Genomic DNA, 10,916 nt, shown 5'->3' with positions numbered 1-10,916 from the left:
TCTTCGCGGGTGAACCCGCTCCCACAGAGACCGCACAAACCCATGGCCTGCGGTGTACCTGTGGGAGCGGGTTCACCCGCGAAGAGGCCGGTACAGGAAAACTCACACAGTCTTGGCAATACGCCCGGCCAGCAGCGCCCACCCCAGCAGCAGCACACAAACGATGGCCAGCGGCCACGAGCGCCATTGCAGGTACGGCGTCAGTTGCTGCATCGGCACCACCTCGCCATACAACACCGCCTGCTGAAACTGCGGCACCTGCGTGGTAATGCGGCCAAACGGGTCGATCAGCGCGGTGACGCCGTTGTTGGTGGCGCGGATCATCCAGCGGCCGGCTTCAAGGGCGCGCATCTGCGCCATCTGCAGGTGCTGCAACGGGCCGATCGAGGTGCCGAACCAGGTGTCGTTGCTGATGGTCAGCAGCAGGTCGCTGCGCGCTGCCAGGCCGGCTGCGAATTCGGGGTAGACCACTTCGTAGCAGATATACGGCGCGATCTGATAGCCCTTGGCCTGCAGCAACGGCTGGTCTTCCGGCCCGCGGGCGAAGTCCGACATGGGCAGGTTGAAGAACTCGATGGCACCCCGCAGCATGTCTTGCAGCGGCACGTATTCGCCAAACGGCACCAGTTTCTGCTTGAGGTAAGTACCATCGCCCTCGCCGGTAACGGTAATGCCGTTGTAGTAGCGGCGCTGGTGGTGCACCACTTCACGCACCGGCACGCCGGTGATCAGCGCCGAATGCCGCTCGGCGGCGAACCGGCCCATCACGTCGATGTAGCCCTGGGCCTGGTCCTTCAGCACCGGCACTGCGGTTTCCGGCCAGATCAGCAGGTCGACCGGCCTGGAGCTGAGGCTCAGGTCACGGTACAGCGCCAGCTGCGCGTCAATGTGCGCCGGGTCCCATTTGACTTCCTGCTCGACGTTACCCTGGATAGCCGCAACCTTGAGAGGGTCGCCAGCCGGCTTGGTCCAGGCATGGCCCTTGAGCGCCAGGCCCAGTACCCAAGGCGCCAGCAGCAACAGGCAGCCGACAGCCAGAAACGACGGGCGGGCGCGCAGGCGATGCAGGTTGCACAGCAGGGCGGCGGTGAGGGCCAGGGTGAAGGACACCAGCCATACGCCACCCAGCGGCGCCAGGCCGGCCAGCGGGCCATCCAGCTGGCTGTAGCCGGCATAAAGCCAGGGGAAACCGGTCAGGAACCAGCCGCGGAACGCCTCTTGCAGCAGCCACAGGGCGGCGAAGCACAGGGCATCGGCCAATGGCGCTTCGTTGCGCCGCAGCCAGCGTGCCCACAACCAGGTCGGCAGGGCGAAAAACCACGCCAGGGCTGCGAAGAACGCCAGCAACAGCAGGATTGCCAGCAGCGGCGAGGCACCGCCGTAGGTGTTCATGCTGACGTAGATCCACCAGGTGCCGGCGCCATACAGGCCGAAGCCGAACCACCAGCCACGCCACATGGCCTGGCGCGGGCTGAGCTCGCGCAGGCCAAGGTAGAGCATGGCAATCGACAAGATGGCCAGCGGCCAGATATCGAATGGCGCCAGGGCCAGGAGGGTGGAAGCGCCGGCCGCCAAGGCCAGCAGGTTACCGGGCCAGCCGGGGCGGGTGAGCCAACGCATGTTTGTCCTTAACGGGTAATCGGGGTCAGGCGCAGCAAGTGTATCCGCCGGCTGTCGGCGTTGAGAATACGGAACTTGTACGAACCGATCTCGGTGGTTTCGTTGCGCTTGGGCAGGTGGCCGAAGGCGCTCATCACCAGGCCGCCGACCGTGTCGAACTCATCATCGGAGAACTCGCTGTCGAAGAACTCGTTGAAGTTGTCGATCGGGGTCAGTGCCTTGACCAGGAAGTCACCGCTTGGCAGCGGCTTGATGTAGCTGTCTTCCTCGACGTCGTGCTCGTCCTCGATATCACCGACGATCTGCTCGAGCACGTCCTCGATGGTGACCAGGCCGGCCACACCGCCATATTCGTCGATGACAATGGCCATGTGGTTATGGTTGGCACGGAACTCGCGCAGCAGCACGTTCAGGCGCTTGGACTCAGGCACGAAGGTGGCCGGGCGCAGCAGGTCCTTGATGTTGAAGCTGTCGCCGTTTTCCTTGAGGATCAGCGGCAGCAGGTCCTTGGCGAGCAGGATGCCGAGCACATCGTCGTGGCTTTCGCCGATGACCGGGTAGCGCGAGTGCGCGGCCTCGATCACTGCCGGCAGGAATTCGCGCGGCGACTGGCTGGCCTTGATGCTGATCATCTGCGAGCGCGGCACCATGATGTCGCGCACCTGCAGGTCGGCCACCTGTATGGCGCCTTCGACAATGGTCAGCGCTTCGCTGTCCAGCAGTTTGTTCTGATGGGCTTCGCGCAGCAGCTCAAGGAGCTCCTGGCGGTTTTTCGGCTCATGGGCAAAAGCCTGGGTCAGTTTACCCAGCCAGGACTTTTGCCCGTTGCTCGATCGATCTTCGCTCATGGCGGTTCTCGTGATCCTTCGTGTATCAGTGTGTGAGTGAGTCGGTTTCATCGTCGGCGTACGGGTCAGGGTGACCCAGTTCTGCCAGCAATTCCCGTTCCAGGCTTTCCATTTCCTCGGCTTCGTCATCGTCGATGTGGTCGTAGCCAAGCAGGTGCAGGCAACCGTGGATGACCAGGTGCGCCCAGTGCGCCTCCAGTGACTTGCCTTGTTCAGCGGCTTCGCGCTCGACCACCGGCACGCAGATCACCAGGTCGCCCAGCAGCGGGATATCGAGCAGCTCGTCGGGCACGTCGGCCGGGAACGACAGTACATTGGTCGCGTAGTCCTTGTGCCGCCAGGTATGGTTCAGCTCGCGGCCCTCGGCTTCGTCGACCAGGCGAATGGTCATTTCCGAGTCGGCGCTGCGCTGGCGCAGGGCCAGTTCGCACCAGCGGCGGAAGGCGGTGTCATCCGGGGCGGCAGCATCCGTGGCCCGTTGCAGGTCAAGTTCAAGCATCTTTGCCGGGCGCCTCGGGGTTGGCCTGGCGACTTTCGAAGCGGTCATAGGCCTCGACAATGCGCTGCACCAGTGGGTGACGAACCACATCTTTGGGTTGGAAGTGGGTAAAGCTGATCCCCGGAACGTCCTTCAGCACTTCGATGACGTGCGCCAGGCCCGACTTGGTACCACGTGGCAGGTCGACCTGGGTGATGTCGCCGGTAATGACGGCGGTAGAGCCGAAGCCGATCCGGGTGAGGAACATCTTCATCTGTTCCAGCGTGGTGTTCTGGCTTTCGTCGAGGATGATGAAGCTGTTGTTCAGGGTGCGGCCACGCATGTAGGCCAGCGGGGCAATCTCGATCACCTGGCGTTCGATCAGTTTGGCCACGTGCTCGAAGCCGAGCATTTCGTACAGGGCGTCGTACAGCGGGCGCAGGTACGGGTCGATCTTCTGGGCCAGGTCGCCGGGCAGGAAGCCGAGCTTTTCACCCGCCTCGACCGCCGGGCGCACCAGCAGGATACGGCGCACTTGCTCGCGCTCCAGCGCATCCACGGCGCAGGCAACGGCCAGGTAGGTCTTGCCGGTACCGGCCGGGCCGACGCCGAAGTTGATGTCGTTTCCGAGGATTTCCTTCACGTAGCGCTGCTGGTTGAGCCCGCGCGGGCGGATATTGCCCTTGCGCGTACGCAGCGACACGCTGACCTCGTTGACGGCCGGGTTGTCGATGTTCTCGACGGCCGACTCCTGAAGGTACAGATGGACCGTTTCCGGCGACAGGTCGGTGGCCTTGGTCTCGCGGTAGAGACGGCGCAGCAGCTGTTCGGCTGCGGAGGTGGTCTTGGGTTCGCCGATCAGTTCGAACTGATTGCCGCGGTTGCGGATCTCGATGGCCAGGCGTTGCTCGATCAGGCGCAGGTGCTCGTCGAACTGGCCGCACAAGTTGGCGAAACGGTGGGCCTCGAAAGGTTCGAGGATGAAACGATGGGGTTGTATGGGTGCGTTCAAGGTCGTTTTTAGCCGCTCGACGGCGATGGAGTTGATCTCAAGAATAACCCTTGAATGGCAGTGGCGAAAGCACTGAAACGTTCAACGGTATGTACTGCCTGTTCCGACCTCTTCGCGGGTGAACCCGCTCCCACAGGTACTGCGCCGTTTTCAAGGCCGGTGGAGAACCTGTGGGAGCGGGTTCACCCGCGAAGAGGCCGGCACTGCTATGATGCGCTCCTTTTCTTACGCATGTGTTATACCGCCAGACATGAGCAAACGCGAACCTGCCATCTATAAAGTGATCTTCCTCAACCAGGGGCAGGTCTTCGAGATGTATGCCAAGCAGATCTACCAGAGCGACCTGTGGGGCTTTCTGGAAATCGAGGAGTTCGTCTTCGGCGAGCGCTCGCAACTGGTGGTAGACCCGAGCGAGGAAAAGCTCAAGAACCAGTTCGAGGGGGTGATCCGCAGCTTCGTGCCGATGCACTCGATCGTGCGCATCGATGAAGTGGAGCGCTTGGGCACGGCAAAGATCAGCGAGGCCAAGGGCGGCGGCAATGTGATGCCGTTCCCGATGCCGATGCCGGAAAAATAACCCTCAGGGGAGTGGCGAGAACGGCGTGCGGCCTTCGGCGTTCTGCAGTTCCAGCAGGTACTTGCGGAAGATCTGGCCGAGCACCTGGGTAGCATGCTCCAGCTCGTCGCGGGGCATTTGCTCGGTCACTTCGTCGGCCATGTCCAGAGCATCTTCGGCGCCGTTCACCGCCGCCATCTTCAGCAGGATGTAGGCCTGCACGTTGTTGGCCTTGACCCCTTCGCCGTGGAAGAACATCGCCCCCAGGCGGTATTGCGCCTGGGCGTGCCCCTGCAGCGAGGCCTTCTGGAACCAGTCCAGCGCCTTGTTCAGGTTTTTTGGCGTTTGCGTGTAGTAGAACTCGCCCAGTTCGAACTGCGCCTGGGCATCCCCCGTCGTCGCCGTCTGCTCGCAGGCCTTGAGGGCGTTTGCCAGGTCTTCAGGCTGAACATTCAAGGTGCAGCGGCCCGTTGCCGGAATCAGCAAAGAGTTACCGCCCTCCGCCAGGGCCAGCAGGGGCTGAAGAAGCAACAGGCAGCCCAGTGTCAGGGCGCGGCCGGTGCGGTTCATGGGGATCGACTTACCTCTGCAAAGCTGCGGCCAATGTCTCTGGTGGCACATTATGGGATAAGCAGCGCCAACCTTACAAAGTTTTACTCGAATTTCTGCTTGGTTGGGGAAGTCAGCTGATTGTGCATGAATAATTATTGCCTGTACCGGCCTCTTCGCGGGTAAACCCGCTCCCACAAGTTACACCACATAAGCTGTGGGAGCGGGTTCACCCGCGAAGAGGCTGGTGCAGGCTAACCATCACTTCAGGGCAGCAAAAGCCTTTTCCGCCGCATCCAGGGTGATCTGCAGCTCTTTGTCACCATGGGCAATGGAAGTGAAGCCCGCCTCGAACGCGCTCGGCGCCAGGTACACGCCACCGTCAAGCATCAGGTGGAAGAAGCGCTTGAAGCGGTCGGCATCGCTGGCCATCACGTCTTCGAAGGTGACGATATCGTCGGCACCGCTGAAATACAGGCCGAACATGGCGCCCGCCTGGGTGGTGACGAACGGCACACCAGCGGCATCGGCGCGCTGTTGCAGGCCGTCGAGCATGCGGCTGGTGTAGTCGGTCAGCTCGGCGTGGAAGCCCGGGCGGCTGATCAGCCTGAGTGTAGTGAGGCCTGCGGCCATGGCCAGCGGGTTGCCCGACAAAGTGCCCGCCTGGTAGACCGGGCCTAGCGGGGCGATGCAGCCCATGATTTCGCGCTTGCCACCGAAGCAGCCGACCGGCATGCCGCCGCCGACGATCTTGCCGAAGGTCGACAGGTCGGGCTTGATGCCGTAGTGGCCCTGGGCGCCGCCGAGCGAGACACGGAAACCGGTCATCACTTCGTCGAAGATCAGCACCACGCCATGCTTGTCGCACTGTTCGCGCAGCCCCTCAAGGAAGCCTGGCGCCGGTGGTACGCAGTTCATGTTGCCGGCCACTGGCTCGACAATGATGCAGGCCACGCTCTGGCCGACGTCGGCCAGGGTCTTCTCGACTGCAGCGATGTCGTTGAACGGCAGGGTCAGGGTGTGCTTGGCGAAGTCCGCCGGCACGCCCGCAGAGCTCGGCACACCCTGGGTCAGCAGGCCGGAACCGGCTTTTACCAGCAGGCTGTCGGAGTGACCGTGGTAGCAACCTTCGAACTTGATGATGGCGTCGCGGCCCGTGTAGCCACGGGCCAGACGGATGGCGCTCATGGTGGCTTCGGTGCCCGAGCTGACCATGCGGACCATTTCCATTGAAGGCACGATCGAGCAGACCAGGTCGGCCATTTCGGTTTCCATGGCGGTCGGCGCGCCGTAGGACAGGCCGTGCTCCAGCTGCCTGCGTACCGAATCGAGCACCTCGGGGTGGCCGTGGCCGAGGATCATCGGGCCCCAGGAGCCCACGTAGTCGACGTAGCGCTTGTCGTCCTCGTCAACGACGTAGGCGCCTTCGGCATGCTTGAAGAACAGCGGCGTGCCGCCGACGCTCTTGAAAGCGCGGACCGGCGAGTTGACGCCACCGGGGATGTGCTTCTGGGCTTGGGCGAACAGGGCTTCGGAACGGGACATGGAAGGTTCTCTCGAATCAGGATGCGAACAAGGCATTGAAGGCGCGGGCGCGGCGGGTGACTTCCTGCGCGCTGTCGGCACCGAACAGGCCGTGGATCACCGCCAGCAGGTCGGCGCCGTGGGCGACCAGCGGGGCGGCGTTGTCGAGGGTGATGCCGCCGATCACCGCGATCGGCAGTTTCACCTGGGCGCGCGCCTGCTCCAGCAGTTCGACGTTGGCAGCAGGGGCGCCCGGCTTGGTGACGGAATTGAAGAAGCGGCCGAAGGCCACATAGCTGGCGCCTTCGCTGGCGGCCTGGGCGGCCAGGTCGAGGCTTGCGTGGCAGGTGGAGCCGATGATCGCCTGGCGGCCGAGCAGGGCGCGGGCCGGGGTCAGCGGGCCGTCGGTTTGCCCCAGGTGCACGCCGACGCCCAGGCGCGCGGCCAGTTCGGCGTCATCGTTGATGAGCAGCTGGGTGCCATAGCGCTCGCAGAGCTTCATCAGCCCTTCGGCTTCGCGCAGGCGGCGCGCCGCGTCGTCACTTTTGTCGCGGTACTGCAGCAGGCACACGCCGCCTTCCAGGGCCGCCTCGACATGGGACAGGAAACGGCCGGCGAGCAGCTGGCTGTCGGTGATGGCATACAGACCGCGTAGCGTCATTGAAGGCCTCGAATCAGGAACAGTAATCCAGGGGCAGGCGGCGCGGCACGAACTGGCCCTTGCCCAGCTGCTCGGCGTCACGCAGGGTGCGCCAGGTGTAGTCCAGGGCAGTGCGCACAGCGCTTTGCAACTGCTCGCCGAGTGCCAGGCGGCCGGCCAGGGCGCTGGCCAGGGTGCAGCCCGAACCATGGTAGCTGCCAGGCAGGCGCTGGCAGGTCCAGGTGTACTGCTGGCCGTCCTGGGTGTACAGGCGGTTGTGAATTTCGTGCTCTTCGCCGTGACCACCGGTAATCAGCAGGTGTCTACAGAACCGCAGGAGTTTTTCAGCACACTCGTCAGCCGTGCCGTCTGGCAGTTCGGCGAGGATGCGCGCTTCTGGCAGGTTGGGCGTGGCGATGGTCGCCAGCGGCAGCAGGCGTTCGCGCAGGGCGTAGCCCACTTCGTCCTTGCCCAGCCGGCCACCACCACCGGCACGCAACACCGGGTCGCAGACCAACGGCAGGTGCGGGTGGGCGGCCAGCAGTTCGGCGACGGTGTCGACCATGTCGATCGAGCCGAGCATGCCCAGCTTGACGGCGGCCACCGTGGAGTCGGCCAGTACGGCGTTGGCCTGGGCCAGCACCCACTCGCGGTCGAGCACACGGAAGTCGGAAACGTTGACGGTATCCTGCACGGTCAGGGCGGTCACTGCAGGCGCAGCATGACAGCCTTGGGCGATCAGGGCTTCGATATCTGCCTGCAGGCCGGCGCCGCCACTTGGGTCGTGGCCGGAGAGACAGAGGACAACGGGGCGGGAGCTGTAGGTATTCATGGTCGGCGAGCTTACCACCAAACCTGTTTGGACGGATCGTCCTACAAATGAGTTTTGCTGATCAATCGGTCAGATTTATTTTTGATTTTCTTCTGAAAGTATTGTTCTAGAGCCTTTTCATTGTTTTTTGATATGGTCGATTGCCAGGTTGCGAAGCTATGCTAGAGTGCTCGGATAACTCGACAAACGGGTTCTGCCGGATCACGTCGTCTCAAACGGATGGGAGGCAACCGCGACGCGACCGGACAGGCCATGCTGGGGCTGTATGCGCTATTTGCTGATTGTGCTTCTGGGCTTGCTGCCCGTGCTGGCCGGAGCGGTCGATTTCGACAACGCTACCCGGCACCTTCCGTTGGGCAAGGCGCTGCAGGTCTATGAAGACCTCGACGGCAGTGCCAGCATCGCCCAGGTCAGCGCCCCGGGGTTCGGCAAGAACTTTCGCGCCCATCACCAGGAGGTACTGAACGCCGGTTATTCCACCTCGGTGTTCTGGCTCAAGGTCGATCTGCGTCCCCTCGCCGAGGCCGGCGCCGCCCCGCGCCAGTGGTTGCTGGAACTGGCCTACCCACCCCTCGATCACCTCGAGTTATACCTGCCTGATCGCCAGGGTGGCTACCGCCTGGCCCAGCGCACCGGTGATGCCTTGCCTTACGCCAGCCGGCAGATACGGCAGAACAACTACCTGTTCCAGTTGCAGCTGCCGCCTGGCCAGGTCACCACCGCCTACCTGCGCCTGCACAGCCAGGGCTCCGTGCAGGCACCGCTGGCGCTGTGGTCGCCTGAGGCCTATCTGGAAGATCAACCCACACGCCTGTATGTGCTGGGCATGATCTATGGCGTGCTGCTGGTGATGCTGGTGTACAACCTGTTCATCTACCTCAGCGTGCGGGATATCAGCTACCTCTATTACATCCTCTATATCGCTTCGTTCGGGTTCTATCAGGTCTCGGTGAACGGTGCGGGCGTTGCCTATTTCTGGCCCGACAGCCCATGGTGGGCGAATGCCTCTACACCCTTGTTCATCGGTGCCGCAGGCCTGTTCGGCTGCCAGTTCGCGCGGCACTTTCTGCAACTGGGCAACATCAGCCGGGGTTTCGACCGCTTGCTGCAGTTGCTGATGCTGGGCGGGGCGCTGGTCATGGTGCTGGCGGTGAGCATGCCCTACGGCACTGCCCTGCGGATGGCTACATTGCTGGCGTTGCTGTTCACCGTGAGCATCTTCAGCGCCGGGCTGTTCGCCTGGTGGCGCGGCTTGCGCGTGGCGCGCTGGTTCATCATCGCCTGGACGGCGTTCCTGCTGGGTGGCCTGGTCAACACCCTGATGGTGCTGGGCTATCTGCCGAACGTGTTCATCACCATGTATGCCAGCCAGCTGGGTTCGGCGCTGGAAGTAGCACTGCTGTCGCTGGCCTTGGCCGACCGTATCAACAGCCTGCGTGAGCAGCAGGCGCAGACCTTGCGTGAGACCGGGCGCACGCTGGAACAGTTGAACCTGCAACTGGCACGCAGCAACCGGCTTAAGGACGAATTCCTGGCCAGCGTGACCCATGAATTGCGCACCCCGATGAATGGCGTGATCGGCTCGCTGGAGCTGATGCACACCCTGCCGATGGAGGCCGAGATGGCTCAGTACCATCGTACGGCAGTGGGGTCGGCGCAGGGCATGATGGACATGGTCGATGCCATTCTTACGCTCTCCGAGCTGCAAGCCGGCCGCCTGCGCGCGCAGCCGGCGCCGTTCAGCTTGCGAACAATGCTGCAGAGCCTGCGCGCAGGTTATGCCGGACAGGCCTTGGGCAAAGGCTTGTATATCAGCCTGGACATTCCGGCCGATCTGCCGGATGGGCTGATGGGCGATGGGCAGAAGCTGGCGCGCTGCCTGGGGTGCCTTGTAGATAACGGTCTGAAGTTCACCCATCAGGGTGGGGTGATGATCCAGGTGCGCGGTCGCCGGATGGGGCCGGGCGATCTGGCGTTGACCTTTACCGTCAGTGACAGTGGCATCGGCTTTGATGACCTGGAGCAGTCGACCTTGTATCAGCGGTTCTTCCAGGTGGATGGCTCGATGACCCGGCGCTATGGCGGGTTGGGGATCGGGTTGTCGATTTGCCGGCAGATGGGCGAGCTGCTCGGGGCGCGGTTGGCGCATGAATCGACGCGCGGGCTGGGGAGCCGGTTCGAGTTGAGTTTGAACATGGCGGTTTCGCAGGTGCAGGTCAGCTCGACGATTCTGCAGGCGCGGCGTTCGCTTTGACGAGCGCCGCCCGCGCGGCGCATCGCCGGCAAGCCGGCTCCCACATCTGTTTCGGGCCAGTCCCTCCTGTGATTCATCGCTGCCCGCCTTGTTTGTTCCCTTTGATATTGAAAGTGTCGCCTGTGCTTTTCTGCAATCCCCAGCCATGCACCAAGGGCGCGAGTGCGGAGGAGGCAGGAATAACTGGCCCGAAACAGCTGTGGGAGCTGGCTTGCCGGCGATGCGCCGCGCGGGCGGCGCTCGATCTCACAGGCGCTGAATGTGCTGTGGCGAACGCCTGCCAGCCCTAATGCCTGTTCAAGGCGAACACCTGTCAGCCCTGACACATGCCCAAGACAGACGCCTACCATCCCCCACACCACCTCAACCCCTGCCCCCACCACCACACCTTTAGTCACGAATGCCACTTTGCCAACCCCGCAGGCAGTGCTTCACTGGTCCTCTCAAGCCTACCCGGATCCAGGAGCCCCCGATGAACCTGCACCAGTACGCTGAAACCCACGAGGTCACCAATCAGCCGCCACCCCTCGACGGTGCCAACCTGTACCGCCACGACCTGCCGCTGCAGGAATGGTCACGGCGCTTTGGCGCCGGTTGGGCCGA

11 protein-coding genes are annotated in these 10,916 nt (G+C 63.2%); 3 read left to right on the top strand and 8 right to left on the bottom strand.

Annotation, left to right across the window (positions count from 1 at the left end; translation table 11 throughout):
* Positions 1-102: 102 nt before the first annotated feature.
* The 4 genes from lnt to HP546_RS18605 are packed head-to-tail and all read right to left on the bottom strand — an operon-like array spanning position 103 to position 3,958.
* On the bottom strand, positions 103-1,620 hold the full coding sequence (lnt, locus tag HP546_RS18620) for an apolipoprotein N-acyltransferase (RefSeq protein ID WP_172228184.1): 1,518 nt from the start codon (positions 1,618-1,620) through the stop codon (positions 103-105).
* An 8-nt stretch (positions 1,621-1,628) separates the two neighbouring features.
* Entirely contained in the window at positions 1,629-2,468 is an 840-nt protein-coding gene (locus HP546_RS18615; protein ID WP_172228182.1) for an HlyC/CorC family transporter, read from the bottom strand.
* A 25-nt stretch (positions 2,469-2,493) separates the two neighbouring features.
* A complete protein-coding gene (gene ybeY / locus HP546_RS18610) occupies positions 2,494-2,967 on the bottom strand; it encodes an rRNA maturation RNase YbeY (protein ID WP_172228180.1) in 474 nt (157 codons plus the stop codon).
* The gene (locus HP546_RS18605) at positions 2,960-3,958 is read right to left on the bottom strand and encodes a PhoH family protein (RefSeq protein WP_172228178.1); all 999 of its coding nucleotides are present in this window, start codon (positions 3,956-3,958) and stop codon (positions 2,960-2,962) included. The genes ybeY and HP546_RS18605 overlap by 8 nt, the downstream gene beginning before the upstream one ends.
* 250 nt (positions 3,959-4,208) lie before the next feature.
* Between HP546_RS18605 and HP546_RS18600 the strand changes: the two genes are divergently transcribed.
* The gene (locus HP546_RS18600; RefSeq protein ID WP_041167902.1) at positions 4,209-4,535 is read left to right on the top strand and encodes a DUF1820 family protein; all 327 of its coding nucleotides are present in this window, start codon (positions 4,209-4,211) and stop codon (positions 4,533-4,535) included.
* Between the two features lie 3 nt (positions 4,536-4,538).
* On the opposite strand, the gene HP546_RS18595 is transcribed toward HP546_RS18600, so the two are convergent.
* The 4 genes from HP546_RS18595 to HP546_RS18580 form a co-directional block, all read right to left on the bottom strand.
* On the bottom strand, positions 4,539-5,084 hold the full coding sequence (locus HP546_RS18595; protein WP_172228176.1) for a tetratricopeptide repeat protein: 546 nt from the start codon (positions 5,082-5,084) through the stop codon (positions 4,539-4,541).
* A 240-nt stretch (positions 5,085-5,324) separates the two neighbouring features.
* Positions 5,325-6,608: a glutamate-1-semialdehyde 2,1-aminomutase gene (gene hemL, locus HP546_RS18590; RefSeq protein ID WP_172228174.1), complete on the bottom strand. Its 1,284-nt coding sequence runs from the start codon at positions 6,606-6,608 to the stop codon at positions 5,325-5,327.
* Positions 6,609-6,624: 16 nt separating this feature from the next.
* The gene (gene thiE / locus HP546_RS18585; protein WP_172228172.1) at positions 6,625-7,248 is read right to left on the bottom strand and encodes a thiamine phosphate synthase; all 624 of its coding nucleotides are present in this window, start codon (positions 7,246-7,248) and stop codon (positions 6,625-6,627) included.
* A 13-nt stretch (positions 7,249-7,261) separates the two neighbouring features.
* Positions 7,262-8,059, bottom strand: coding sequence for a hydroxymethylpyrimidine/phosphomethylpyrimidine kinase (locus HP546_RS18580; RefSeq protein WP_172228170.1), 798 nt, complete (start codon positions 8,057-8,059; stop codon positions 7,262-7,264).
* Between the two features lie 265 nt (positions 8,060-8,324).
* Between HP546_RS18580 and HP546_RS18575 the strand changes: the two genes are divergently transcribed.
* Complete coding sequence (locus HP546_RS18575; protein ID WP_172228168.1) at positions 8,325-10,313, top strand: hybrid sensor histidine kinase/response regulator; 1,989 nt, start codon at positions 8,325-8,327, stop codon at positions 10,311-10,313.
* 472 nt (positions 10,314-10,785) lie between these two features.
* A partial coding sequence (locus HP546_RS31465) for a hypothetical protein (protein ID WP_256678496.1) occupies positions 10,786-10,916 on the top strand: 131 nt, incomplete at its 3' end.

Origin of the sequence: Pseudomonas sp. CM25, assembly GCF_013179705.1 — a bacterium.
In the GTDB taxonomy this organism is placed as follows: domain Bacteria; phylum Pseudomonadota; class Gammaproteobacteria; order Pseudomonadales; family Pseudomonadaceae; genus Aquipseudomonas.
Note: the sequence above shows the minus strand (reverse complement) of the source record. Positions and strands in the feature narration are given on the sequence as shown.

Coding starts and splice junctions, on each gene's coding strand:
- hemL (WP_172228174.1), bottom strand. CDS start 6,608: ATGTCCCGTTCCGAAGCCCTGTTCGCCCAAGCCCAGAAGCACATCCCC.
- lnt (WP_172228184.1), bottom strand. CDS start 1,620: ATGCGTTGGCTCACCCGCCCCGGCTGGCCCGGTAACCTGCTGGCCTTG.
- HP546_RS18600 (WP_041167902.1), top strand. CDS start 4,209: ATGAGCAAACGCGAACCTGCCATCTATAAAGTGATCTTCCTCAACCAG.
- HP546_RS18615 (WP_172228182.1), bottom strand. CDS start 2,468: ATGAGCGAAGATCGATCGAGCAACGGGCAAAAGTCCTGGCTGGGTAAA.
- HP546_RS18580 (WP_172228170.1), bottom strand. CDS start 8,059: ATGAATACCTACAGCTCCCGCCCCGTTGTCCTCTGTCTCTCCGGCCAC.
- HP546_RS18575 (WP_172228168.1), top strand. CDS start 8,325: ATGCGCTATTTGCTGATTGTGCTTCTGGGCTTGCTGCCCGTGCTGGCC.
- ybeY (WP_172228180.1), bottom strand. CDS start 2,967: ATGCTTGAACTTGACCTGCAACGGGCCACGGATGCTGCCGCCCCGGAT.
- HP546_RS18595 (WP_172228176.1), bottom strand. CDS start 5,084: ATGAACCGCACCGGCCGCGCCCTGACACTGGGCTGCCTGTTGCTTCTT.
- thiE (WP_172228172.1), bottom strand. CDS start 7,248: ATGACGCTACGCGGTCTGTATGCCATCACCGACAGCCAGCTGCTCGCC.